Source organism: Pseudomonas sp. NFACC43, from assembly GCF_900119645.1.
Classification (GTDB): Bacteria; Pseudomonadota; Gammaproteobacteria; order Pseudomonadales; family Pseudomonadaceae; genus Aquipseudomonas.
In genome coordinates this window covers 196,775-222,762 of the sequence record NZ_FPKK01000008.1, presented here as the reverse complement: position 1 = coordinate 222,762, position 25,988 = coordinate 196,775, and the positions used below count along the sequence as shown (strand labels likewise).

Genomic DNA, 25,988 nt, shown 5'->3' with positions numbered 1-25,988 from the left:
CCCTGGTTCCATCGGGTGCCCTAGCCAGTCAGAGACTTGGGACTGTTGAAAAGCGGTTCAATGGTAATGGATTGAGTGCAGATGCGAGTAGGTCTGGATGTGCCGGCACCTGAACCTGAACCTATTTCACCTGCATGTACTGACTGAAATTGTTGATGTGATCATCAAGATTATCCTCGAGCATCATCCGGTACTGATCGCAGAAATACTTCAACAGCGCCTCTCGAGCATCAGCCATTTCGGCATCAGACTTGAAGTTCTGCGCGCTCGCCCAAGCATTGAAACGAGTGGTGCCGAACATCATTGAGGCGCTGACCCCACCGAGATCTCCATGGGTCTTGATCTGTTCGTTGGACAGTTCGATATGGGCGTCTGCACGGTCGTAGAAGGCTTGGTCGGAGGCGTCAGCCATGATGAGGTCTCGATATTCAAGGAAGGATGCCATTGGAGCATATTGCGCGGCAGGATTGCAGCTGCCTCCATCGAGCCCCGGCAAGACCAGTCAAAGGAATACTTATCTTCGCAGCCAATGGTGCCGTGGATTTCAACACCGTCAAACCCTGCCTCACGTGCGAAACGCTGGGCGAATTGGTCAACCAATCCGGTTATTTCGATAGTTATGGAAAGGTTGCTTTTGCGCTGTTATACGGCTGTTCTTCAACGTCGCCAGAGATTCACAGGCTCAAAGTGCCCCGGGCCGATCCAGGCCGGCAATCCGAGGTCCACTCTTTGTCGGCGGGCAACTTGGGTGTACTGATCCCCTACTACGGCAAGGATGGCCAAACTTCGAGGTGCCTGGCTGGGAACCGGGGTTCCTGATCCACGCATTCGGTGACAGCTACGCTCACGTGCAGGGTGACCCGATCATCTCTGCAAGACGCTGAACGTCAAAATCGACGAAGACGAGATCCAGGATTTCCTCAAGGAACTGTCATCGGATCTAGACGGTTGATCACTTACATATGCAGGGAGATGAAATCTACGAAACAACGCAGCTTGGGCGTGATGAAGCGGTTCGGCGGCCACAGCACACTGAAGTGGATGGTGCGGGTGACATCTTGGGTCAGCACCGCCTGCAACTCTCCGGACTCAAGGGCATCCTTGACGGCAAATTCCGGCAGGCAGGCGATGCCCCGACCTTCCATGGCGGCGTTGAAAAGCATGTCGATGTTGTTGCAAACCAGCACTGCCGGCAAATCCTGCGCGCCATTGTGAGTTTTATCCGGTAGCGGCCAGCGCTCGAGCTTCCCGGTGGAAGGCACTCGGTACAACAAGCAGTCATGGTTGCTCAAGTCGCCAGCGTCCAAGGGCACGCCCTGGGCCTGGAAATAGGCCGGAGCACCCACCAGCAGGAAACGGAAGGCGCCCAATCGCCGCGCCACCAGACGAGAGTCGTTCAATTCGCCGGTTCTGACCACGGCATCAAAGCCCTCCTCCACGACATCCACCAGACGGTCGCTGAAGTCCAGCTCCAAATGGATGTCCGGGTATCGCTTGGCAAAGCGGGACAACAAAGTGAACAGGAACTGCCCTGCCAAGGGCAGGCTCACGCGCAGCTTGCCACGGGGTTCGCTGCTGGAGCTGGACAGCTCGAGCTCCGCTGCTTCCAGTTCATTGAGCACACGCTGGCAGCGGTTCAGGAAAAGCATGCCCTCCGCTGTCAGGTTGATGCTTCGAGTGCTGCGATGAAACAGCCTGACTCCCAGGCGCTGCTCCAGGCGCGCGACGCTTTTGCCAACGGCCGATGACGACACACCCAATTGCCGACCGGCTGCGACAAAACTACGGGTTTCGGCGACCTGGACGAAAACCGAGATACCGCTGAGGTTGTCCACGCTCTCTCCTTGAGTATTGGCGCTTTGATTGCGGAACGAAACGTCCGATGTGTCCGGAATTCTAGCCTCTGTTTCCCCTGCCGTCTGCGACCTAGCATGACAACCGTCTATCACAGCAGGGAATCGCGATCATGACCGCCAAAGCATCCATTCAGTTATCCAGCGCTATCGCCACTGACCCTATGCAGGCCCGAATTGACGCTGCGCTGAGCAGCGCCATTGAAGACAAACGCCTGGTGGGAGCTGTCGTACTGGTTGCCCGCCGTGGCGAAATCACCTATCGAAACGCGGTGGGCCTGGCCGACAGAGAGGCCGGGATACCGATGCGCACCGACGCCCTGTTCCGGCTCTCCTCGGTCACCAAACCTATCACCTCGGCGGCCGCCCTGGCCTTGGTTGCCCAAGGCCGCATTGGCCTGGATGACCCTATCGCCCGCTGGCTACCGGAGTTCCAGCCGACCCTGGCGGACGGCACTCGGGTGTCTATCAGCGTGCGCCAATTGCTCAGCCATACAGCAGGCCTGAATTATGGTTTTCTCGAAGCCCAGGGTGGCGGCGCCTACGCGCAGGCCGGTGTGTGTGACGGGCTGGAGAGCGCACCGCTGACCCTGGAGGAAAACATCCGGCGGCTGGCGACCGCGCCGTTGCTCTATCGCCCCGGCACCAACTGGGGATATTCCATTGCCACCGACGTGTTGGGTGCCCTCATCGCCAGGGTATGCGGCAGTAGCCTGGCTGAAGCAGTCAATCAACTGGTGTGCGAGCCTCTCGGCCTGTCCGACACCCGCTTCAACGTCGTCGACACCTCCCGCCTGACAGCCGCCTACCTCAATGCCGATCCCGTTCCACGCCGCATGAATGGCGTCGAAGTGATCGAAGTATTCGAGAACACTGCAGGTATCCGGATGGACGCGGATCGGGCCCTCGATAGCAGTGCCTATCCATCGGGAGGCTCCGGCATGATCGGCTCCGCCGAAGAGTTCCTGACCCTGCTCGAAACCTTGCGCCAGGGTGGTGGGCCGCTCATGCCAGCGGCCCTTGCGAAAGAAATGGGAAGTGTCCAGACCGGCAATCTGGAACTCGCCAATTGGCCTGGCCGTGGTTTCGGCCTGGGATTCACCGTGCTGACTGACCCGCAGGCCGCACAAACGACCGAGTCCGTTGGCACGTGGCGTCTGGGTGGGGCTTTCGGTCATTCCTGGTTCGTCGATCCGGTGCAACAGATCTGCGTGGTGGCCTTCACCAACACGGCGTTCGAAGGCATGTTCGGGCAGTTCACCGTCGATCTATGCAACGCCGTATACGGTGCCTGAATGGCCAAAGGTTCACGCGGCGATAAGGAGTTCATGATGAAAAGACCGGCTTGAGAGCCGGCCTTCATGCGAATGCAGTTTGAGTTGTCCAGCTTTTTTTTGGCTACCTGCCCCATGGAATTGACCAGGCGCCTGGGCTTTCGACAGCGCCGCGGATCTTTATTGAAAGGTATCGACTCATGACGCATTCACGCCTGTATCACAACCATGCCAACGTACGCCTGGACTCCCTGACGGGGTTTCGATTTGTCGCGGCTGCCTTGGTGTTCTTCTTTCACGCCTCACTGACAAAGATCATCGGATTCAACCCCTTTGCCGACCAGCACATTGTCGCCGGCTTCCAGCGCTTGTTCAGCGTGGGGGGCTGGCTTGGCGTATCGTTTTTTTTCGTCCTCAGTGGTTTCGTCATAACCTGGTCGGCCCGCAGGGACGATACGCTTGGGGCGTTCTGGCGCCGTCGCCTGGTGAAGATCTATCCCAATCATCTGGTCACCTTCGTCCTGGCGATGATCTTGTTCGCTGTACCGCTGACAGCCGTGAGTGCCTGGTTGCCCAACTTGCTGCTGGTTCATGCCTGGGTCCCGGACATGTCGGTGTTCCTGAGTGTCAACGGGCCTTCCTGGTCCCTGTGTTGTGAACTGGTTTTCTACCTGGCGTTTCCGTTTCTCTTGCGCGCCTTGTGGAAGGTCGGCGAGGACCGCCTCTGGCTGACCGCGGGCCTCACAGTCTGTGCGATGGCTGTGACCCACTGGCTCATCGCCGAGGTTGTCGACGATGCACCGCAGATCGCCGAATACCCCATCTCCCTGAGCCAGTGGTGGTTGGCTTACTACTTTCCGCCGCTACGGTTGTTCGAGTTCGTTCTCGGCATGTTGATGGCCCGCATCCTGATGGCGGGACGCTGGATTGCGATCCCGGTCGCACCGACGCTGGCATTGGCGGCGGCGACATACTTCCTCGCAGGAGAAATGCCCTTCATCTACAGCTTGTCACTCACCACCGTCATTCCGATTGCCTTGCTGATCACCAGCCTGGCTGCCGCCGACGTCGCGCAGCTCAAGTCCTGGTTTCGTCATCCACTGATGGTCTGGCTGGGAGAGATCTCGTTCGGGTTCTACATGGTCCACCTGCTGATCATGATGTGCGTGACTTCGCTGTTGGATGGACAACGTTTCGCAGTAGTACCGGCCTCTCTGATTCTCGCGGCCACGTTCTGCCTGTCGATCCTGGGGGGCTGGCTGCTTTTCGCCTTCGTCGAGCGGCCCGCCATGCGACGTTGGGGCAAAGCCAAGCCGATCGAGCGACCAATGAGTGTTCCTCAGGTTTGATTTCTCCACTGGAAAGGATGCTAGCCATGTCATCGTTTATTCGCAGGTTGAGCGGCGTGCCCGTTTGGGCACTCGGCTTATTGGCGCTGGCGCTAATCGCCGGCTTCGCAATCAGCATGCGGGCCCCGGTAGCCCAGGCTAAAAGCGCCCCCGCTCCGCTGCCTCAGGTGCAAGTGATGAGCGCCATCACGCGAGATGTCGTCGACTGGCAGAGCTACACCGGTCGCTTGGTCGCCACCGACACCGTAGTCATAAAGCCTCTGGTGGCCGGTACGCTCATCAGTGTGCACTTCAAGGACGGCGCGCTGCTGCGCAAAGGCGACCTGATGTTCGAGATCGACCCTCGTCCTTATGCCGCGACGCTGCAACAAGCCCAAGCCGCGCTGGTGGCCGCCAGGTCGATGAGTCTGTTTGCGCAGAAAGAGCTGCAGCGCTACGAGCATTTAATCACCAGCAATGCCATCGCGAAAACCGACCTGGACAAGCGCATACAGAGCGCCAACGAAGCTCAGGCCAGGGTCAATGAAGCCCAGGCCAGGGTCGAACTGGCCCGGCTCGACCTGGAGCACACCCGCATCCTCGCGCCATTTGACGGTCGCGCCTCACGGGTGGAGGTGACACCGGGAAATATCGTTGACGTGGGAGAGCGCTCCACAGCCCTGACGAACCTGGTGTCCATCTCTCCGATCTACGCGGACTTCGACGTGGATGAACAAACCTTCCTGCGCTACCTGGGCAACCGCCCCGCAGGCGATCCGGTACCCGTCATGCTCGGGCTGGCCCACGAAGAGGGTTATCCACGCAAGGGCAACCTAAGCTCCCTGGACAACCGGCTGGATACTCGATCAGCCACTATCCGCGTCAGGGCCAGTTTCGACAACAGCAACGGAGAGCTGCGCCCGGGCCTGTTTGCCAGGGTCCTGCTGCCAGGCAGTGCCAGCCGCCCGGCAACCTTGGTCGACGACAGCGCCATCGGCACCGACCAGGACAAAAAGTACGTACTGGTGGTCGATGCCGAGGGCCGCGTCCAGTATCGCCAGGTCAAGCCCGGGATACGTCAGGGTGCGCTACGGGTCATTGATCAGGGCATCTCACCCGAGGAGCAGGTGGTCGTGAGTTCCCTGCACCTGGCGACACCGGGCTCCCAGGTTGCTCCGGTACGTGCGCCTTCCCAACCACAGGCGCAACAATGATGAACATTTCCGGATTTTTCATCGACCGTCCGATTTTTTCCGGCGTCCTCAGCGCTCTTGTATTGCTGGCCGGGATACTCTCGCTAACGCGGCTGCCAGTGTCGGAGTACCCCGATGTGGTGCCGCCGTTGATCGTGGTGAACGCCCAATACCCAGGTGCCAACCCCAAAGTGGTGGCTGAGAGCGTCGCCGCGCCGCTTGAAGAGCGTATCAACGGCGTGGAAGGCATGCTGTACATGCAATCGCAGGCCAACAGCGATGGCACCTTGGCGATCAATGTGACATTCGCGCTGGGCACCGACCCCGACAAGGCTCAGCAGTTGGTACAGAACCGTGTCTCCGAAGCGCTCCCACGCCTGCCGGCCGACGTGTTGAACCTTGGCGTCACCACCAGCAAATCGTCATCGACCCAGACCCTGGCGATTCATCTGGTGTCGCCCAACAACGAATACGACGCCAACTACCTTCGCAACTACGGCATCCTTAACATCAAGAGCCAGCTTGAACGTATCCCTGGCGTCGGCGAAGTGCGCATCTGGGGCGGCGGCGACTACGCCATGCGTATCTGGATCGACCCCGACAGCGTTGTACAGCGAGGCCTCACCGCCGGCGAAGTGGTGGCGGCCATACGAGAACAGAACATTCAGGTCGCGGCCGGCGTCATAGGCGCGTCGCCCATGAACGCGGGCGTTCCACTGCAGCTTTCGGTCAACGCCAAAGGTCGGCTGAAAACCGAAGAGGAATTCGGCAATATCGTCATCAAGACGGTACCGGACGGGGGCGTGACGTACTTGCGCGATGTGGCCCGGATCGAATTGGCCGCTTCCACCTACGCGCTTCGCTCGCTAGTCGACGGGCAGCCGGCGGTAGGCTTCGGAGTTTTCCAGATGGCGGGCGGCAACGCGCTGGACATTTCAGCCCGGGCTCGGGAAATCATGACTCAAGCCAAGGCCGATATGCCGGCAGGCGTCGATTACAAAATCGTCTTCGACCCGACCCAGTTCGTCCGTTCCAGTATCGATGCGGTGATCAGCACTCTGTTCGAAGCCATCGTGCTGGTGGTGCTGGTGGTGATCGTGTTCCTGCAAACCTGGCGCGCCTCGGTCATTCCATTGCTGGCTGTGCCGATATCCATCGTCGGCACACTGGCGTTCTTGCTGGCGTTCGGATTCTCCATCAACGCGTTGTCACTGTTCGGCCTGGTATTGGCGATCGGCATCGTCGTGGATGACGCGATCGTCGTGGTGGAAAATGTCGAACGCAACATCAGCCAAGGGTTGTCACCGCACCAGGCCACTTACCAGGCAATGGCAGAGGTGAGCAAACCCATCGTCGCCATCACCCTTACGCTGGTTTGCGTGTTCATTCCATTGGCGTTCATGCCCGGCCTTTCTGGCGGTTTCTACCGCCAGTTCGCCTTGACCATAGCCATTTCCACGGTGATCTCGGCATTCAATTCGTTGACACTTTCCCCGGCCCTCTGCGCCCTGCTGCTCAAGCCACACGGCGCGCCAAAGGATCCGCTGGAACGTGGAATCGACAAAGTCATGGGGCGTTTTTTCAAAGGTTTCAATCGTCGATTCAAGCAAGCCGAGGAGCACTATGGTGCCGGCGTACACGGTGTGCTGGCGCACAAGGGCAGGACGTTCGCGGTGTTCGCGGTTCTGCTGTGTGCCTGCGCCTGGTTGAGCCACACGCTACCGACGGGGTTCGTTCCGGCCCAGGACAAGGAGTTCCTGGTGGGTTTCGCTCAACTGCCCGCCGGTGCCTCGCTGGATCGAACCGAGCAGGTCATCCAGCAAATGAACGACATCGCGCTGAAACATCCTGGCGTTGCCCACACCCTCGAGTTTCCCGGCATGTCCGTCAACGGTCTGATGAACTCTTCAAGCTCCGGGATCATCTTCGTCATCCTCAAACCCTTTGCCGAGCGTTCCGGCGAGGAGTTGGGGGCGAACCGGATAGCGGCAGAACTCAATGCCGAGTTCAGCAAGATTGCGCAGTCCTTCACTGCGGTCTTCCCGCCGCCCCCCGTCCTTGGGCTGGGAACACTGGGCGGGTTCAAACTCCAGATCGAGGACCGCGCCAGCCTGGGTTATGTCGCACTCGACAGCGCGGTCAAAGCCTTCATGACCGAGGCTGCCAAGGCGCCGGAATTAGGCCCCCTTTTCTCCAGCTACCAGATAAACGTGCCCCAACTGGACGTCGATCTAAATCGGGTCAAAGCCAAGCAGCTCGGCGTCTCGGTAACCGATGTATTCGAGACCCTGCAGATTTACCTGGGATCTCTATACGTCAACGATTTCAACCTTTTCGGGCGTGTTTACCAAGTCAGGGCGCAGGCCGATGCGCCGTTCAGGGCCCACCCCGAAGACATCAAACGCTTGAAGGTTCGTAATGCCTACGGCGACATGGTGCCCTTGTCGACGCTGCTGTCGGTCGATCCCGGCTATGGGCCGGAAATGGTCGTGCATTACAACGCTTTTACAGCGGCGGACGTCAACGGCGCCCCCGCCCCCGGTTACTCTTCGGGCCAGGCAGAAGCAGCCATCGAGCGCATCGCCCGGCAGACCCTGCCCCAGGGCGTACGTATGGAATGGACCGACCTGACCTACCAGCAACGGCTGGCCGGTGACACGACCGCCTGGGTGCTGGCGGTCAGCACGCTCCTGGTTTTTCTGGTTCTGGCGGCGCTGTACGAAAGTCTCCTGCTGCCGCTGGCGGTGATCCTGATCGTGCCGATGGGGGTGCTTTCGGCGCTCGCGGGCGTCTGGTTGACCGGAGGCGATAACAACATTTTCACCCAGATAGGCCTGATGGTACTGGTGGGCCTGGCGTCCAAGAACGCCATCCTGATCGTCGAATTTGCAAGGGATCTGGAACGCCAGGGGCACACCCCGTCGAGCGCCGCCTGGGAGGCCAGCAAGTTGAGGCTCAGGCCGATCCTGATGACCTCGATTGCCTTTGTCATGGGCGTCGTCCCCCTGGTGATTTCCACCGGAGCCGGAGCGGAAATGCGCCAGGCGATGGGCGTCGCGGTGTTCTTCGGCATGTTGGGCGTGACCGCATTCGGATTGCTCTTCACCCCGCTCTTCTACGTCCTGGTTCGCAGTGTTGGCCGCCGGCTACCCCAGGCCCGGTCAATTCCCATTGCGGACACATACATCCGTTAACACCGGAACTCCAGCGCGTTTTTCTGCATTCGGCGCGCCTCTAGACTGCAAACGTCCCCAACCCTTGCGAGAAATGCCATGACACGTGTCGTTCGGTTCCATGAGTATGGTGATCCAGAGGTCCTGCGAATCGAGGATTTACCGGTCGCCCAGCCAGGCCCTGATGAGGTCCGCATCCGGGTAAAAGCCATCGGTCTCAACCGCGCCGAATCCATGTTCAGGCGCGGCCAGTACCTTGAGCAGGCTGAGTTTCCCAGCCGGCTGGGGTACGAAGCAGCCGGTTTTGTCGAAGCCTTAGGCGATGCCGTACACGATTTTGAGATAGGCGATCCGGTCAGCCTCGTTCCCCCTTCGAGCATCGCTCGATGGGGAACCTATGCCGAGCAGGCGGTGGTGCCGGCGGCGATGCTGGTCAAACATCCGGACAGCCTCAGCCTCGAACAGGCCGCTGGCGTCTGGATGCAATATCTCACGGCCTGGGGCGCGTTATTGCCCGTCGCCGGACTGGTTGCAGGTGACTTCGTGCTGATAACCGCCGCTTCGAGCAGTGTAGGCCTGGCTGCCATTCAGATTGCCAACCGTGTAAAGGCGATACCTATCGCGGTGACCCGTGGCGAGGAAAAGGTCCGCAAGCTGCTGGCGGCCGGTGCCGCTCATGTGATTGTCAGCGACAAGGAAAATCTGGCGGTACGTGTCGGGGAGATCACGGCCGGCGATGGCGCCAGGGTTGTCTTCGATCCAGTGGGCGGTCCGGCTATCGAGCCGTTGGCGGATGCCACCCGTCGCGGCGGCATTATCATCGAGTACGGAGCCTTGAGCAGCGAGCCCTCGCCCTTTCCGCTGTTCACCGTGCTAGGGAAAAGCCTCACGCTGCGAGGCTACCTGCTGCACGAAATCGTCAACGACCCGGTCCTGTTTGCCCAAGGCAAGGCGTTCGTCTCCAGCGGCCTGATCGACGGCAGCCTGTCCCCTGTAATCGCCAGAACCTTTACCTTCGACGAGATCGTCGAGGCCCATGAATACCTGGAGGCCGGTGAGCAGTTCGGCAAAGTCATCGTGACCCTGGAGGACCGGCCATGAAAATGTTCAACCCGTTGTTCTTCATCGCGCTGGGTTTGTTCGGGGTCTACACCATCGAGTTCGGCGTAGTCGGTATCTTGCCAGTGATCATCGAACGCTACAGCGTCAGCGCCTCTCAGGCGGGCTATCTGGTGGGCCTGTTCGCCCTGATCATTGCGGTATTCGGCCCCTTCATGGTGCTGTTGTTTTCACGTTACAACCGCAAGCGGATCCTGACCCTGTCGTTGTTCATTTTTGCCGGTTCCAGCGCCTTGTCGGCCTATGCGCCCGATTACGGATCGCTTGCGGTCCTGCGGATCATTCCGGCGTTCTTCCATCCGGTGTATTTCTCTCTGGCTTTTGTCGCAGCGGTGTCTCTTTATCCCAAGGAACAGGCTACGCAAGCGACGGCCAAAGCGTTTGTCGGCACCAGCATGGGCATGGTCCTGGGCGTGCCTATCACCACCTGGATCGCCGCACGCTTCTCCTACGAGGCGGCCTTTCTGTTCTGCACCGCAGTCAATGTGATCGCCGGCCTCGGCATCATCGCCCGGCTACCCGATACCTTTGCCGGACAGCGAACCCCTTATGGGGAACAGCTGGCTATCCTGCGCAAACCGACGCTGTGGCTCAATATCCTGGCCTCCACCCTGATCTTCGGTGCGATGTTTTCGGTGTACTCCTACAGCGCCGAATACCTGTCTCGTGAAGCCGGCATGAGCGGTGAGGTGATCAGCGCCATGTTGATCCTCTTTGGTGTGGGAGGTGTAGCCGGTAATTTGCTGGCGGGCCGCTTGCTGTCCAGGAACAAAGTGAGTACCACGCTGATGCATCCGATCATGCTGGGTGCGTCCTACCTGATCCTCCATTTCTTCGCCAGTGCAGCCATTTTGCCGATGGTGTTGATCGTCGTGCTGTGGGGCGCCACACACACCAGTGGCCTGATCGTAACGCAGGTATGGTTGACCTCCGAAGCCCCGGAGGCTCCCGAGTTTGTGACGGGACTCTACATTTCATTCATCAATTTGGGCGTGACGCTCGGTGCAACCGCCGGCGGCTGGTTCCTCGCACGCTTGGGAATGGAAGGAACCATCGTCAGCGGGCTGGTTTTCTGTGCGCTGGCAGCTGCGACAATCGCGACCAAGGTGCTTGTGTATGGAGCCCGACAACCAGGCCTTGCGTCGGAAACCCAGGCGGTTTTGCACTAAAGTCATTCCTCGGAGACCGTGGCCTGCCACGGTCTTTCTCGAACTCAGCGGAGTTTTTATCGGTCAGAACCACTCGGACGGAGTTACGATATGGATGTTAGCAGCACTTCACTCACCGCCTCGCAGGCCGTCGATTTCCCTGTGGACAGCACCCAGTTCGATTGGGAGAACCTTCGGTATTTCATCGCCTTCGCGAGAATACGCTCCCTGGCTGCCGCAGCGCGGTCGTTAAACGTCGAACACGCGACTGTTTCACGGCGGATAGCGGCCCTTGAAACGGCACTGAAAATACGCCTGGTGGACCGGCGCAGCCACCGATACGAATTGACCGAAAACGGCGAGCGGATCGCCCAGTTGGGTAACCGCATGCAGGAAACTGCCTGCGCGCTGAGCCGCGCGGTCTGCGCGATCCGCACCGATAAAGTCGCAGACATTACCCTCAGCTCACCTCCCCACCTGACGACGCATTTCATTGCGCCCCGTCTCGGTCAGCTAAGGGAGCAATGTCCTGGCGTCAACGTGCGGATCCTGTCCAACCCCCGCATGGCCTCCATGGCAAGGCGCGAAGCGGATATCGCGATCAGCGTCGGACGACCGACCGAGACGGACCTGGTCGTGCGGAAGATCGGCACCCTGGATTTCGGTTTTTTCGCCGCGCAATCCTATCTCCAGGGCCGTGCCCCCTCAGCCTATGAATTCATCGCCCATGACGATGAACAAGAACCCTCCCCTCAGCGCATCTGGCTGGAGAATGCCGCGGGCCAAAGGCCAGTGGTGCTAAGGGTCAAATCCTTCGATGTACAGGCCGAAGCGGCCAGGGCCGGCGCCGGTATCGCCTTGCTCCCCGTATTCATGGCCAATCCTCAAAGCGGCCTGCACAGGGTCTCGATCGAAGAGCGGCCGTTACATGCTGAGCTATGGCTGGTGGTCCATCGCGACATGCGAACGGCTCCCGGAATAAGGGCCATGATGGACTTCATCATTCATTGCTTTGCACAGCAACATCGTTAATAAAAGGTTCGACCCGACTGGGAATTTTTTAACAGCAGCTGTTAAAAACAACCTGTTTACAATCTGCGGAATGTTGTCCAGTATCGAATCAGGTCAGGCGAACGAGTTTTCGCTGAAATCATGACCTCGTAGAAAACCGTTACATTCCTATAATAATAATCCCCCTGCCTTTTACGCCAATAACGCCGCCACTGTCGGCTGATCGTTATGCGTATACGGCTGCGCAAGACATTGTTACTCCTGGTTACCTCTGCTTATTCGAAGTTAAAGCGGCACACTTGCGTGCCTTCGAAACATGAAAAAGGGACTGTATTCATGAGCCAGATAAAGATTATCGATGTCACGCTGCGAGACGGTGGATACCGCAATGATTTCAACTTCACCGTTGATTACGCCCAGTCTGCAATTTCTCAAATGGTCGAAGCCGGCATTCCGTACTGCGAAATCGGTTACCGCAACGGTTCGTTCGTACGCAAGCACGAGCATGGGCTCACCAGCGCTGTCGACGCCCAGTACCTGAGTGCGGTCCATGACGCCGCCGCGGGGCGGATCGACTTGTGCGTCATGGTGCATCCGCACAATGTCGATGCCAGCGACTTCCAGCTGCTTCAGGAATATGGCGTGTCGATGATCAGGGTTTGCCTGCGCCGCGACCGTCTGGACGACGGGTTGGCCACCGTGCGACTGGCCAAGGCTCATGGCTTCCAGGTAAGCGCCAATATCACCCATGTCACAACCCTGGGTCCTGGGGAAATTTCCGATATGAGCCTGCGCGCGGAAAACGCCGGGGCAGACTTGCTGGTGTTCGCGGACTCCAACGGCAACATGATACCTGCCGATGTAGACCGGCTGATCACTCGGATATCCAGCCGGGTCCTGATCCCCTTGGGCTTCCATGCCCACAACAACCTTTCCCTGGCGCTTTCCAATTCCATTGCCGCCATGGATGCCGGCGCCGAATACATCGATGCTTCAATCTGTGGCATGGGCAAGGGGGCGGGCAATCTGCACCTGGGTGTTTTTGTCGCCTACCTGCACCGTGCCGGCATTCGCAATGACTATGACCTGGTGAGTGCCCTGCATTTATCCCAGCTCACCGCCGACACCGTGCCCGCCAGCAGCCTGCCATTGTCGCTGACAGATGTCATGATGGGCACCTACAACATGCCCTTCGATGTTCAGCAACGCCTGGATGATGTGATAAAGGCGTACAGCCCCGCTTCAACTTTCCACGCTTTGCAGATATTGCACGAACAGGGTAGCCGCAAGCCGGAAAAGTCTATAAAGCCATTGCCGACGACTCTATCGCCCTCCCTGGCAAGCGGAGGTATCCGCTAATGAGCCGGCGACAACAAGTATGTGTATTGCCAGGTGACGGCATTGGCGTCGAAGTTACCGACGCGGTACTGCCGTTATTCGAAGCCCTTGGATTGCCCATCGATCTAAAGTTTGGGGATATCGGTTGGAGCTGTTGGCAGAAAGAAGGAAATTGCATTCCAGATAAAACCTGGGACTTGATCAATGAAAGTGACGCCACGTTATTAGGAGCGATTACCAGCAAGCCTCTTCGTGAAGCGGAAGCGGAACTTTCATCGATACTCAGGGGAACCGGGCGAGTCTATGTTTCTCCGGTTATCCAGCTTCGCCAAAAACTTGGACTGTTTGCCAATGTACGGCCTGTCACCGATGTACTGGGCAACAACCGCTATCGTTTTTCGGTGATTCGAGAGAATACCGAGGGCCTGTATGCTGGGCTGGATTTTGCCAGCATTCCGCAGGCGTTCGAACCGATACTGGCTGAGCGCGAACGCAATGGCGCGCCATGGTCGCGAGAGAGTTGCACCGATGCCACGATGACGGTGCGCCTGCAAACCCGCGCAGGACTACTGCGCCTGTTCCGCTTTGCCTTCGAGTACGCACGCCAGCAGGGCCACGAGCGCGTCACGCTGGCGGACAAACCCAACGTCCTGCGGTACAGCGGCGCGTTTGCCCGAGAGATCCTGGAGTCGGTTGCCGCGGACTTTCCCGACATCCAGTGCAACATCGATAACGTCGACGCCGTTGCGTTGTGGATGGTCCGACGGCCCGAGCGCTTCGGGGTGATCGTGGCGGAAAACATGTTTGGCGACATTCTTTCCGACCTCGGGGCCGGGGTCATGGGTGGCCTGGGCCTGGCGCCCAGCGCAAACATCGGGGCCCAGGGTGCCTACTTCGAACCGGTCCATGGCAGCGCGCCCGCCTACGCCGGCCAACGTCGGGCCAACCCGAGCGCAATGTTCCTGTCAGTCGCGCTGATGCTCGAGCACCTCGGACATCGGCACTCCGCCCAGGCGATTCGCAACGCCGTCTCCCAGGTCGCACGCAGTGATTGCCGCACCTACGACCTGGGCGGAACGGCCAATACCTTCGAAGTGGCGGCCGCCATCGTCAAGCAAGCTCTCGAATGGGTGGCGCGGCTTGACGGGCTGACATCCCGGCAGTCCGGAGACCAGGACAAGCACGGCCTGAAAAAAGGAGCCCATGCATGAACGCCATCATTTCTCCCGCTTTGCAAAACAACCATGCGCTGCTCAAGGCCTGCGAGGCGCTCGACACCGCCAGCCTGTCAGATGCACTCGACAGCCTGGGGCTGGCCGGGGGCCTGGCCGGCCTCAACCAGCAGGTGCCAGGGACCCGTTGTATCGGCTTCGCCTACACCGTGTTGTACGAGCCAGTCCAGGAACGGAACGGCTTCAGGTCCGCCGCCAATTACATCGATGAAGTGCCGCCCGACGCGGTCATCGTTTCCAGCAATCCCGGGCGCACGGACTGCACAACCTGGGGCGACATCCTGACCCATGTGGCGATAAGCCGAGGCATTCGAGGAACGCTGATCGACGGGGCCGCGCGGGATATCGATACGGTCCAGCGCCTGAACTACCCGTTATTCAGTCGAGCCCGCTTCATGCAATCGGCGAAAAACCGAGTGCAGCTCAAGGCAACCCAGATACCCGTGCAGATATCCGGGGTGACGATCAATCCGGGCGACGTGGTGGTGTGCGATAGCAGCGGTTGCCTGGCAATTCCGGCAGACAAGGCCCAAGAGGTCATCCGGCGTGCCCAGGCTGTCGAGCAGACAGAGAAGGACATTATCCAGAGCGTGAGCAATGGCTACACCCTGGAACAGGCCCGCGCCCTGCACCGCTACGACCAGCCTTGGCTGTCATCCAAGGAAAAGCAGGCGAACGCTTGATTTCGACTTATTTCCCCATTCGAAAGAGTATTCAAGACATGACCACTGCAAACGTGTCCATTCGCAAGCCTAATCCGGTTCGCGACAGCCAGAACAAAATCAAACTCGGCGTGTTCGGTTTCAACATCGAAGGCGGTTGCACACTGACCACCGTTCCAGAGCGCCACAGGGCAGCCGATTGGCAAAGCAACCTGGCGATCGCCACACTGGCCGATCGCGCAGGCCTTGAGCTTTTGCTACCCGTGGGCCGCTGGCGAGGCTGGGAAGGCGCCAGCAATCCGATGGGCGTTTCCTACGAAACCTACACCTGGGCAGCAGGCCTGGCATCGGTCACCGAGCAGATCGCGCTGTTCACTACATCACACTTGTCCACCGTCCACCCATTGTTTGCCGCCAAGCAGGCGGCGACCATCGATCACATCAGCGGCGGTCGCTTCGGGTTGAACATGATCTGCGGTTGGTTCGGCCAGGAAATGGGCATGTTCAATGGTCACCAGCGTGACCACGATAAACGCTACGACCATGCCGATGAGTGGATAGCGATCGCTAAAAAAGCGTGGGAGGCCAACGGGTACTTTGACTACGAGGGCGAGTTCTTCAACGTCAAGCAAGGCTACGCGGAGCCCAAGCCGATCAACCGGCCGTTTCTGATGAACGCTGGTGGCTCCCCAAGGGGTCGGCAATTCTGCGCCCAACATTGCGATGCCGCGTTCCTGATCCTCAAGCATGAAGATGACGATGACACCATCCGCGCGCAGATCAAGGCCTATCGCGACCTGGCACGCCTGGAACATGGCCGGGAACTGCAGATCTGGGTCTACGCCTACGTCGTCCACGAAGACACACTGGACCAGGCGCACCAGCAACTCGACTACTACGTGACCCAGCATGGGGACGACGCGGCGCTGGATAACGTAACCCGCGAGATCGGCGTACAAAGCGGCATGTTCAAGGACGCCGCCGATGCCGAGCGTTTTCGCTTCCATTTCAAGGCCGGTTTTGCCGGCGTGCCGTTGGTGGGCACCGCCCAGATGATCGTCGACCAGATGCAGCGCTGGTCCGACCTGGGGGTGGACGGCATCAACTTGACCTGGCTGGACTACCAGAGCGGGCTTCAGCGCTTCGTCAAGGAGGTATTGCCCTTGATGGAGCAAGCCGGCCAACGCGCGCCGCACAAGCCGGGCAGGATCATGGAGGCCGTGGCATGAGCAGATATTCCCAGGCCCGCAGTGCTACGGGCAATGTCGCGGTCCTGCCGATCACCACGGACGTGGTTTCTGGCGAACTGGCGGATCAGTTCAAGCACGCCATGCGCAGGTTGACATCGAGCGTGGCGATCATTGCCAGCCGCGACGGCGATGCCCCGGTGGGCATGGTCGCGACCGCTGTGATCTCAGTCAGCACCAGCCCCCCTGCTCTGCTGATATGCATCAACCGCTCAGCCAGCCTCCACAGCCCGCTCATGCTATCCGGGCGCTTTAGCGTCAACCTGTTGAGCGCGACCCATAGCGACCTGGTGCCGGTGTTCGCCGGCCAGGTCAAAGGGCCCGAACGTTTCGCCCATGGTCAATGGGAAGACATTCAAGGCCTGCCCTGCCTGGCGGATGCGCAATCGAGCCTTGTCTGCACCTTGGACAGTCACCTCAGCTACGGCACCCACGACGTGATCATCGGTCGCGTCGACGCAGTCCGGTTCGCCGACTGCATCAATCCACTGCTTTGGGAAAACGGCAGCCCGGCGATATCCGCCCGCCTGACGCAATGACCCGCCCCAATCCCAAGGAGAATGACTCATGACACAAATCGAACAATTCCAGGCACCGCAATCGGGCGAAGACCAGGCCATCTTCCTGGTGAACGTCGTCCATGTGAACCCGGGCCAGCAAGATGCCGCCCTCGCCGTCCTGCGCGAAACCGTCCAGTACGTGGCGCAAACCTACCCTGCCTTCCAGTGGAGCCGACTGTACAAGAGCCTCGATGGCAAAACGGTCATCAACCAGGCCCAATGGAGCAGTAAGGATGCCTTTGATTCGTTGTTTCAGGACGAGTCATTCATGTCACGTTATTCAGGGCTCAAGGACACCGGGACATGGGAGTTCCACCTTTACCAGGTGAGCGATTTCATTCCTCAGGCCCTGGCCGCGGCGCTCATCGCTGAATAAATCCCAAAGCCAGAACGGGCAGGCCGAAACGGCCTGCCCGCACGAGAACAGGAGTATCGATATGGCTGAGCTCAACACGCGCCTTACACAGGCCTTCAATATTTCCCACCCGATCGTCCTCGCGCCCATGGGGGGAGCCTCTGGGGCCAGGCTGGCCACTGCGGTATCCCAGGCCGGAGGGCTGGGCCTGGTCGGCGCCAGCTATGGCGAGGAGCGGTGGATGCGCACCGAGCTGGCGCCCATGCGGGACCTGAAGCAACCATGGGGCGTTGGCCTGGTGATGTTCACCGTAGCCCGAAACATGGCGCTGCTGGACCTGGCACTGGAATACGGACCAGACGCCGTCGCATTGTCGTTTGGCGATCCTGCCGCATTCGTGCCGATCATCCATCGGGCCGGCGCGAAAGCCATCGTACAGATTCATGAGCTTGACCAGGCCACTGCGGCCCTGGACGCCGGGGCTGATGCCTTGATCGTCCAAGGTGCCGAAGCCGGCGGGCACAGCTTGCGCCGGGGCCTGATGCCATTGTTGCCTGCGGTGCAGGATCGGGTCGGGGACAAAATCCCGCTGATTGCGGCCGGCGGCATCGCAGACGGGCGTGGCGTGGCAGCGGCGCTGATGCTGGGTGCCGATGGGGTCATGCTGGGCACACGCTTGCTCGCGACCGAGGAGGCCCTGCCTTCGGCCGCGTTCAAGAAGCGCCTGATCGAATCCAGCACGTCGGACACCGTGCGCACCCGGATCTTCGATCTGGTGCGTGGCATCGAATGGCCTGAGCACTACAGCGGCCGGGCCATTGCCAACCGCTTCTCGCAAGCTTGGCTGGGGCGCGACGAGGCATTGCGAGAGGCGCCGGATTCGATTCGCCAGGACTACGCCAGGGCGGTGCTCGCTGATGATCTCGACAACCGGGCGATCTGGGCAGGTGAAGTATTGGACCTGGTAGGCGACATCAAGCCCGCCCGCCAGATCGTCCATGACCTGTTAAGCGAAACCACGCGCATCTTGCGCAACAGCCAGCAACTGCTGGCTCTCGGCAAAATCGCCTGATCATCCGGAGAAGGATTATGCAAACGTCCAATGCAGTCAGCCGCCGTTGGGGCAACGGCAATCAACTGGCAGTGGTCATGTCGCCGGTCATGCCCGTATGGGATGAAGGGCAGTTCTTCCAACCCATGATCGCACCACTGGTAAAAGCGGGTTACCGGATAGTGGTCTTCGACACGCTATCGCTGCTGGGCGACGAAAACGAATCGCTTGAAGAGTTTTCACAGCGCTGGCGCCAAGAGTTGTCGGCGTTGGGCCAGATCGATCTGCTGGTGGGATCGGCCTTGGGTGGCGCGGTCGTCCAGGCGCTACTCGGCACCAGCCTCGCCCCGCACATCAGCAAAGTGCTATTGCTGTCCTCCCCTGCCTTCGCCGATGGAATCCTCGACGGTCGACTGGGGAAGATGGCTGACCTGGCCCTGCTCGGCGATCTCGAACAAGCGCTCCAGCTACTCGACCAGCTTGTACAACCGGCGACCCGGATACGTCCCAGCGGGCCAATCGCCATCGACCAGGCCAGCGCCGCACGCCAGGCCAGGCGCCTGCACCTGGGTTTCCGGCTGCTTAATCGCCTCGACCTGCGACAAGCGAGCCACGGTTTTTCCGGCGCACTGCTGGCGGTTTATGGCGAACAGTCGCAGCTGGTGCGGGGTATAAACGTGCATGTCAACGATCAGGCCCGCCACTGCCGGTTATCCATTCCCGATGGCGGCATGCGTCCATTGCTCGACGCGCCGGCATTGGTCATGCGCACCGTGCGCGATCACCTGGGCATCAACCTGGAGGTGGCCGCATGAGCCGCCCGCTGGGTTTGTTCGAGGCTGACTTCATCGATGTGCATTATCACGCCGGTCCCGACGCGTACCTGCGGCGCCATGGCGTGATGGAGGCCGGTCGGCATTACCGCTCGTTGAACGGCTGGGTGGTGCTGAAGAACCACCTTGGCTGCAGCGCGTCCCAAGCCTGGGAGGCCAGGCAGGAAGGGCTTCCGGTTTCAGGCTCGGTGGTTCTCAATGAAATCGCCGGCGGTATCGATTTCAGGGTGGTGCAGCGTTCGCTGTGCCACCACGGGGACAGCGAAGCCCGGCTGATCGTGCACCTTCCCACCGTCACAGGTCGCTCCCACCAGTCCCGCCTCAAACGCAACAGTAGTCATTGGATTCTGGATAAATACCCCATCCGGCCGCTCACCGTCAGTCAGGAGGGGAAACTCAATGCGCAAACCCTGGATGTGCTGCGGATGGCCCGGGACTATCCGATCGTCATTTCCACCGGTCATGCCGACGCCCGGGAAGTACGTCTTTTGGTAGACGCGGCGGTGCGGTTGGATGTGCCCAGGCTTATGCTCAACCAGCCGGCCAATCCCTTGACCGGGTTGGACGCCACCGCTCTGCTGGAGCTGGCTCAAGCGCCCATGGTCTACACCGAACAAACCGCCCTGACCTATCTGCTCGGCTACCAGCCCTGGGGAGACTTCAGCAAGGTCCTGTGCGAAGTCCCCAGGGCGCTCTACAGTTCCGACCTGGGCCAGACCTCTCAGCCTGATATCGAACAATGGCAGGTAGACAGCTTGCTGTGGTTTGAAAAAATGGGGTTAGGCACTGAGCGAGCGCAGCAGGTCAGCAAAGGGCACGCGCAGGCACTGTTGCAGCTGGCGTTGTAGTGCGCAAGGCGCGCGCTTTGTTCGCCAGTAGGTCGGCGCGTCGCTCAGCGCTGAAGCAAACCTTCAGCGCCTCGTTGCATCGGCCCGATGCCAAGTCGCTTTCGCCCAACATCCGGGCGGTGCGCTTACCCATTGAGCAGGCGGCCACCGTCAACGACGATTTCAGAACCCACGGTCCAGCGCGACTCGTCGGACGCCAGATACAGCACCGCTTTGGCAACCTCCTCGGCCGTACCGAAGCGGCCAAGCGGAATGCTTGCCGTGATCTCCTTGTTGACTTGCTCGCGATACGCATCCGCAACCCCGAGCTTATCGTACAGGGGGGTGTCGATCGGTCCGGGGCTGACGGCGTTGACACGGATACCGCGTCCCAGCAGTTCAGTCGAAAGTGTCTTCGACATGTTCAACAATGCAGCCTTCGTGGCGGCATACACGGACGAGCGGGCCGCGCCCACATGTGCGCTGATGGAGGTGTTGAGTACGATGCAAGCAGGATTCGCAAAGGCCGGCAGCAACGCCTGCATCAGGAAGTAAGGGCCTTTGACATTGATGTCGAAAGAGCGCTCGAACATCTCTGGTGTCCACTGCTCGATGGGCAGCCAGACAGATATCCCGGCATTGAGGAAAGCAACATCCAACTGGCCGTAGTGGTCCTTGACGGCTTGTGCCAGTTCCTGTTGCGCGGCGACACTGGCCGAGTCGGCCCGTAGTACCAGGACTTCGGATCCCAGTTCAGCCTGAGCTTTGACGATCGAATCGGGATTGACGCCCGTGACGATGACCCGGGCGCCTTCGGCCAGAAACTGCTTTGCGGTTTCCAGGCCGATGCCACTGGTGCCGCCAGTGATGAGAGTACGTTTACCTTGCAAGCGCGACATTTGGTTTCTCCTGGGAATAGCGACCCACACGGTCGGGATGGAGAATGTGCGCTCATGCCAACAAATAGATAAGATCCAGCTTTTGAATATGATTCATGCAGAAATTACATGAATCCAGGGAGTGGTATGGATCGGTTTCTCTTGATGTCATGCTTCGCACGCGCCGTGGAAACCGGAAGCTTTTCCGCTGCGGGCCGCGACCTGGGACTGGGGCAACCCAATGTCAGTCGCTACGTGGCGGCGCTGGAAGAGCATTTGCAGACGCGTCTGCTTCACCGCTCGACGCGAAAGCTGTCTTTGACGCCGGAGGGTGAACGCTACTATGCGGACGTGCGGCGAATCCTCGATGCGGTGGATGAATCCGAGTCGTCCTTGCGAAACATCATCGAGCCGTCGGGACTCTTGCGTGTAGCCTGCCCGACAGCGCTTGCACACGCGTTCGTGCTGCCGCACGTACCGGCGTTTCTGGAGCGTTACCCCCAACTGACCCTGGATCTTCAGCTCAACGATCGCTACGTGGATCTGGTCAATGAAGGAACCGAACTTGCCATTCGCATCGGACACCTGGAAGACAGCGCCCTGCGCGCCCGGCGTCTTGGATGGTACGACCGCGTCTTCGTGGCCAGCAAGGACTACCTGGGCAAACGCGGAGTCCCGCTGACACCGGATGACCTGCGCGACCACGACTGCGTCATCTACACCCTGCTGGCGTCCGGGGCGACCTGGCGCTTGCGTGACGCTGAAATTGCGGTTTCCGGCAGGTTCCGGGTCAACTCGCCCGACGCCGTGAGTGCTGCGGTCACGGCAGGCTTGGGGGTGGGACATGGGCCCGCGTGGCTGTTTGAGGAAGGCTTGAGCAGTGGTCGATTGCAACTCATCCTGGCGGACCACGTCGCTCCGCCCGTCCCGGTGCAGATCGTCTATGTCGCCAACAGACTGCTCCCCACGCGGGCAATCGTGTTCATGGACTTCATGGCTGAGGTGTTCTCGAGAACTGCGGCCCTGAACGGCAATATTCCTTTTCCGGTGCCGTGAAAGGACATGGTGACTGGATTCAGAGGTCTGGATCACGGTCTGCTCCAGATCGGCCGTCTCGTCGGTTGGCCCTCATTTGAACCGTTTCGGCTCCGGCAATGAGCAAGGTTCATCGCACATCGCAGCTACCACGACGTCAGGCGTATCTGCTGCCGCAGAACTTATTCCTTGATGGCCAATAGCTATCTGCCGATAATCCCCTCCCTTCAAAAAAGCACATAAGGATTTGCTGTGAAGAAGCTCTATCTGGCTCTACCAATCTGCGCTCTGTTGCTCCAGGGCTGTGGTGTCACCATGACCCGCTATGAACCCGATTTCCAGAACGTTCAGCAGCTCAAGAAAAACGAACCCATGCAGCCTCTGCGCGAAGCACAGGTAAATGCCGATTCCGGCCAAGGGTCGCTGATGGTGCGCATGAACCCGATTTCCTCCCCCGCAGGCAGCGTTCCATTGCATATCCAGGCCGCGATCAACGATGAGCTTCGCCAGGCGGGTCTGTTGGACCCACGTGCTGACCGGCAGCTGCAGGTTCAGCTGGTCAAGAGTCAGCTGACCGCAGGCATGGGCACTGGGCACGGGCAACTGGCGGCACGCTTCACGCTGCGTAAAGGTGATCAGGTGTTGTACGAGTCCACCAAGGACGTGCAACGTGAATGGGACAGTAGTTTCATTGGCGCAATCGCCATTCCGGCAGCCGCGAACAATTACAACCCGATGGTGCACGATCTTCTCAAGAGCCTGTACAGCGACCCACAGTTCACTCAAGCGTTGAAGTAATAAAGAAAAGAGCCGCGATTGCGGCTCTTTTTTTCATCAGTGTCAGCCCCTTGGAATGCGGGTGTCGACAGCGGAGTATTTCATGCGGTTGGTGTCGACCCAGTTCTTCAACAGCGCATTGACCTGCCGGTTGAAGGTATCGGTGACCGCAGCCTTGGGCGTGTTGCCTGCCAGCGGCAGGAACCAGATGCCGATCCAGGTATTGATCGCATCATGATTGCTGGACTTGGCCAGGGGCTGTCCTTGATCGTCCAGGGTTTCAAGGCTCATGGTGTACTGGTCGGTTCCTACCGCGGGTATCACACCCAGTGTGAAACCACTGATGAACGCCAATACCAGCTGTCCGCCGCCTGGCGCATGGTTATAGACCTTCAGTCGAAGGCTGTAGTCGCCTGGTTGCTTCTGGAACTCGTCGAAGACCACCCGCCCGAAGAGCCCCGATTCATCGAAGGTTCGTTTCAGCTCGGGCTTGAGCATGTCACGCGCCTGTGGCACCTCGGTGGCCTTGGCATTGCCAGGTTCGCCTTGATAGAAATCGAAGTCGACATAAACGTTTGGCTTGTTCGAGTAGCTGGCCATTGAAGGCAGGTTCACGGGTGCGACTTCATCTTTGGTGAAACTGGCGCATCCACTGAGGCTCAGGGCCAAGGCGAGGCCTATGGCTTTTGCAAATTGCATATCAACTTCCTTGCGTGAATTTCTACATGCCGCTCACTGAGAGGGGCACGAATTCTAGCCGGATCCAGCTGAAATCAAAAGGCCATCATCTCTAGGCTCTCTCCCCTCGCCTGGGCTTTACCTCGCGACCCGCGCCGCGTACAAGCCGGCCGCAATGACCATGCAGCCTCCTGTCACCGTCCAGATATCGGGAAGCTCGCCAAAGAACAACAATCCAATGAGCGTAGCGAACACCAGCAGCGTGTAATTGAAAGGCTGCAAAGTAGAAGCCGTCGCATAGCGCAGGGCCTGGAACAGTAGCAGCTGGGCCACGACGCCGGTGATCGAAAGGACGCCCAGCAATGCCCATTGCAACGGATTTGGCGCGACCCAGCCGGGAAATCCCACCAGCGTGATGGCGGCCGCTCCCACCAACCCCATATAGAGCATGTTGGTGGCGAAGGCGTCGCCCTGGCTGATTCTTCGCGTCAGGACGTTGAAAACAGCGAAGCACAGCGCTGCAATCAGGGGAATAAGCGCCGCCAGCTCGAATACCCCGCTACCCGGGCGCAGGATGACCAGGGTGCCGGCAAAGCCTACCGCTGCCGCCAGCCATCGGCGGATTCCGACGAATTCCTTCAGGAAAATGCCGGCCAAAGCCAACGTCATCAACGGGAATACCGCAAAGAGTGCGTGGGTTTGCGCCAGTCCCAGATAACGCAGGCCGATGCCGAACAAGGCGATCTCGCCAATGCCGATCAGCGCGCGGATGACCTGCAGATAAGGGTGACGGGTTCTGGACGCGGCGCGCAAACCACCCTTGCAAAGGCTGTAGACGATGGCGAACGCGAGGAAGGCCCAATACCTGACCATCACCAGTTGGGTGACCGGAAGGTCCCTCACCATGACCTTGGTGATCGCGTCCTGGAACGCGAATATCATCATCGACAGCAGGCACAGGACAATCCCCAGCTGCGGGCGAGGCACCTGCTGCGCCAAGGGTATGCGTTCCATTGGGTCACTCATGAGAATCCATCGGCGTCAGCAGGTCATCAGCACACTGCCCCTTAGCTGGGCGCCTCGATATTCCAGAAACGACCTGTGGCTGGTCGAGGACGTCTGAGGTAGGACGGTAGCGTCCGGCTACGGTGCGCGAACGCTGCTTGCAGGCAAACATGAACTTTCGCCTGTCATCGCTGGAGGCGTTTGCTCAAGGCATACGCACCCGATGCGATCGGGATCAGATTTTTTTCAGTAGCCCGGTTCGTTGTATGTGCGACAGCCATAATTTAGGGTGATAGCCATCAAAAAGAGCGACTGCTTTTTCACCTCCGGCCAGATCTGCTGCTCCTATCGCTGCCCCCGCTATGGCACCTGGTGGTCCAGCCAGGAACAAACCGGCAACCGTACCGACGCCGGTGGACATCCCGAACCTGACCCAATTCGTCCATGACTTTTTGGACGGCAGCCGCTTTTCAGCCGAATCATAGGCTGCACGTACATCAAGATCGGCTTTCAGATTTCTTGCCAGCCAAGACCTCAGGTCGTGGGCTTCATCACTCAAGATGATGTCCACGATGTCTTTGATTTCCTCTTCTCGCCTGAGTGAACTTGAAGCGAGCTTTTCAAACGTTGGAAGATTCTGAACCTTATGAAGTTGCTCGATTACACCCTTTGCCGCGAAATGGTCAGCTTCTGGGGAGGCGCCTTTCAATCGTTTGATGGGGTAGCACAATTCCAATAACTGAGGTAACTCCAGATCCATTTCCATGGATGGGACCCCGGCCAGCATCAGGTCATTCATTCTGGCGACCCCGGTTATTGCACCACTCAGATAGTACCGCGCGCTGGGAAAGAGAAACTCATAACCTGGACGTCCTGCGTAATAAGCGAAGGCATCTTCAATGACATCCCTGGCTGGCAACCAGGTTGAGTAGTTGAATCCAATCGGGTCAACGAACGTGTCTTCTATGTCCTTGAACAGCGCATCGCGATCACTGCCATGCTTATGCATGTCACTGTCGCGGACACTGGCGAAAAATCGATCGCGATCATACGTTTGCGGCTCGACGCCGTTTGCATGACTTAACGAGTAGGACGGGCAAAAACGAATACGTTTTTTCTGTATCAGCAGATGGAGGGGGCCCGTATCAAAAGCTGCCTCCAGTCGGTTCAATACCGCAGCGTCGAGTGGAATCACGACTTCGTCATGAACGAGCAGACAATCCGCCAGGTAGCCAACATGATCTGAAACTGAAAAACACAGGTCAGCTGCGATACCTATGCGCTCAGGTAGCTGGAAATCAGTGGCGGATGCATTTTGATTCATTTGGCTTCCTTGCTCGAATTGGCTCTTGAAAACGTCCAGCGTAGCTCGATTGACCCTCAGACAACGCCATCACTTTACCATCATTTT

The 25,988-nt window shown here is 59.2% G+C and carries 24 protein-coding genes; 18 read left to right on the top strand and 6 right to left on the bottom strand.

Translation table 11 applies throughout. The features are described 5' to 3' along the window. Positions 1-121 precede the first annotated feature (121 nt). Together BT179_RS16030 and BT179_RS16025 are read right to left on the bottom strand one after the other, a co-directional pair. Positions 122-412 carry a DUF3144 domain-containing protein gene (locus BT179_RS16030; protein ID WP_072431285.1) on the bottom strand — a complete coding sequence of 97 codons (291 nt, stop codon included), beginning with the start codon at positions 410-412 and terminating at the stop codon, positions 122-124. Between the two features lie 544 nt (positions 413-956). Then, complete coding sequence (locus BT179_RS16025) at positions 957-1,835, bottom strand: LysR family transcriptional regulator (RefSeq protein WP_072431235.1); 879 nt, start codon at positions 1,833-1,835, stop codon at positions 957-959. Positions 1,836-2,017: 182 nt separating this feature from the next. Here BT179_RS16025 and BT179_RS16020 point away from each other — a divergent pair, with 182 nt between their 5' ends. The 16 genes from BT179_RS16020 to BT179_RS15945 all read left to right on the top strand — a co-directional run bounded on the left by BT179_RS16020 (position 2,018) and on the right by BT179_RS15945 (position 20,225). Beyond that, a complete protein-coding gene (locus BT179_RS16020) occupies positions 2,018-3,148 on the top strand; it encodes a serine hydrolase domain-containing protein (protein ID WP_371264402.1) in 1,131 nt (376 codons plus the stop codon). A 179-nt stretch (positions 3,149-3,327) separates the two neighbouring features. Further along, positions 3,328-4,476: an acyltransferase family protein gene (locus BT179_RS16015; protein ID WP_072431234.1), complete on the top strand. Its 1,149-nt coding sequence runs from the start codon at positions 3,328-3,330 to the stop codon at positions 4,474-4,476. 176 nt (positions 4,477-4,652) lie between these two features. Continuing rightward, positions 4,653-5,669 (top strand): efflux RND transporter periplasmic adaptor subunit, encoded by a 1,017-nt coding sequence (locus BT179_RS16010; RefSeq protein WP_231991074.1) that lies wholly within the window; start codon positions 4,653-4,655, stop codon positions 5,667-5,669. Next, positions 5,669-8,842: an efflux RND transporter permease subunit gene (locus BT179_RS16005; RefSeq protein ID WP_072431232.1), complete on the top strand. Its 3,174-nt coding sequence runs from the start codon at positions 5,669-5,671 to the stop codon at positions 8,840-8,842. Before BT179_RS16010 ends, BT179_RS16005 begins: the two co-directional genes overlap by 1 nt. A gap of 78 nt (positions 8,843-8,920) precedes the next feature. After that, positions 8,921-9,922 (top strand): zinc-dependent alcohol dehydrogenase family protein, encoded by a 1,002-nt coding sequence (locus tag BT179_RS16000; RefSeq protein WP_072398337.1) that lies wholly within the window; start codon positions 8,921-8,923, stop codon positions 9,920-9,922. Then, entirely contained in the window at positions 9,919-11,109 is a 1,191-nt protein-coding gene (locus BT179_RS15995; protein WP_072398338.1) for an MFS transporter, read from the top strand. Before BT179_RS16000 ends, BT179_RS15995 begins: the two co-directional genes overlap by 4 nt. Before the next feature lie 90 nt (positions 11,110-11,199). Then, positions 11,200-12,120, top strand: a complete 921-nt coding sequence (locus tag BT179_RS15990) for a LysR family transcriptional regulator (RefSeq protein ID WP_083526353.1) — start codon at positions 11,200-11,202, stop codon at positions 12,118-12,120. Between the two features lie 207 nt (positions 12,121-12,327). Next, positions 12,328-13,458, top strand: a complete 1,131-nt coding sequence (locus tag BT179_RS15985) for an aldolase catalytic domain-containing protein (RefSeq protein WP_231991073.1) — start codon at positions 12,328-12,330, stop codon at positions 13,456-13,458. Next, positions 13,458-14,648 (top strand): isocitrate/isopropylmalate dehydrogenase family protein, encoded by a 1,191-nt coding sequence (locus BT179_RS15980; RefSeq protein WP_072398340.1) that lies wholly within the window; start codon positions 13,458-13,460, stop codon positions 14,646-14,648. The genes BT179_RS15985 and BT179_RS15980 overlap by 1 nt, the downstream gene beginning before the upstream one ends. Next, positions 14,645-15,352, top strand: a complete 708-nt coding sequence (locus tag BT179_RS15975; RefSeq protein ID WP_072398341.1) for an RraA family protein — start codon at positions 14,645-14,647, stop codon at positions 15,350-15,352. The genes BT179_RS15980 and BT179_RS15975 overlap by 4 nt, the downstream gene beginning before the upstream one ends. Positions 15,353-15,390: 38 nt before the next feature. After that, entirely contained in the window at positions 15,391-16,560 is a 1,170-nt protein-coding gene (locus BT179_RS15970; RefSeq protein ID WP_072398342.1) for an LLM class flavin-dependent oxidoreductase, read from the top strand. After that, the gene (locus BT179_RS15965; protein WP_083526354.1) at positions 16,557-17,117 is read left to right on the top strand and encodes a flavin reductase family protein; all 561 of its coding nucleotides are present in this window, start codon (positions 16,557-16,559) and stop codon (positions 17,115-17,117) included. Before BT179_RS15970 ends, BT179_RS15965 begins: the two co-directional genes overlap by 4 nt. Positions 17,118-17,145: 28 nt before the next feature. Next, on the top strand, positions 17,146-17,514 hold the full coding sequence (locus BT179_RS15960; protein ID WP_072398343.1) for an antibiotic biosynthesis monooxygenase family protein: 369 nt from the start codon (positions 17,146-17,148) through the stop codon (positions 17,512-17,514). A 61-nt stretch (positions 17,515-17,575) separates the two neighbouring features. Beyond that, complete coding sequence (locus tag BT179_RS15955) at positions 17,576-18,565, top strand: NAD(P)H-dependent flavin oxidoreductase (protein ID WP_072398344.1); 990 nt, start codon at positions 17,576-17,578, stop codon at positions 18,563-18,565. 17 nt (positions 18,566-18,582) lie between these two features. Next, complete coding sequence (locus tag BT179_RS15950) at positions 18,583-19,359, top strand: alpha/beta hydrolase (RefSeq protein WP_072431230.1); 777 nt, start codon at positions 18,583-18,585, stop codon at positions 19,357-19,359. Continuing rightward, on the top strand, positions 19,356-20,225 hold the full coding sequence (locus tag BT179_RS15945) for a DUF6282 family protein (RefSeq protein ID WP_072398346.1): 870 nt from the start codon (positions 19,356-19,358) through the stop codon (positions 20,223-20,225). The genes BT179_RS15950 and BT179_RS15945 overlap by 4 nt, the downstream gene beginning before the upstream one ends. Positions 20,226-20,350: 125 nt before the next feature. Here the strand turns inward: BT179_RS15945 and BT179_RS15940 are convergent, their stop codons facing one another. After that, a complete protein-coding gene (locus BT179_RS15940; RefSeq protein ID WP_072431229.1) occupies positions 20,351-21,103 on the bottom strand; it encodes an SDR family oxidoreductase in 753 nt (250 codons plus the stop codon). A gap of 126 nt (positions 21,104-21,229) precedes the next feature. On the opposite strand from BT179_RS15940, the gene BT179_RS15935 reads away from it, so the two are divergent. Together BT179_RS15935 and BT179_RS15930 are read left to right on the top strand one after the other, a co-directional pair. After that, entirely contained in the window at positions 21,230-22,138 is a 909-nt protein-coding gene (locus tag BT179_RS15935) for a LysR family transcriptional regulator (RefSeq protein WP_072431228.1), read from the top strand. A 231-nt stretch (positions 22,139-22,369) separates the two neighbouring features. Beyond that, the gene (locus BT179_RS15930) at positions 22,370-22,915 is read left to right on the top strand and encodes a hypothetical protein (RefSeq protein ID WP_072431227.1); all 546 of its coding nucleotides are present in this window, start codon (positions 22,370-22,372) and stop codon (positions 22,913-22,915) included. Positions 22,916-22,957: 42 nt separating this feature from the next. On the opposite strand, the gene BT179_RS15925 is transcribed toward BT179_RS15930, so the two are convergent. The 3 genes from BT179_RS15925 to BT179_RS15915 form a co-directional block, all read right to left on the bottom strand. Then, positions 22,958-23,593, bottom strand: coding sequence for a hypothetical protein (locus BT179_RS15925; protein ID WP_072398350.1), 636 nt, complete (start codon positions 23,591-23,593; stop codon positions 22,958-22,960). 117 nt (positions 23,594-23,710) lie between these two features. Further along, positions 23,711-24,598 carry a DMT family transporter gene (locus BT179_RS15920; protein WP_072398351.1) on the bottom strand — a complete coding sequence of 296 codons (888 nt, stop codon included), beginning with the start codon at positions 24,596-24,598 and terminating at the stop codon, positions 23,711-23,713. 214 nt (positions 24,599-24,812) lie between these two features. Then, positions 24,813-25,901 carry a hypothetical protein gene (locus BT179_RS15915; protein ID WP_072431226.1) on the bottom strand — a complete coding sequence of 363 codons (1,089 nt, stop codon included), beginning with the start codon at positions 25,899-25,901 and terminating at the stop codon, positions 24,813-24,815. Positions 25,902-25,988: the final 87 nt, after the last annotated feature.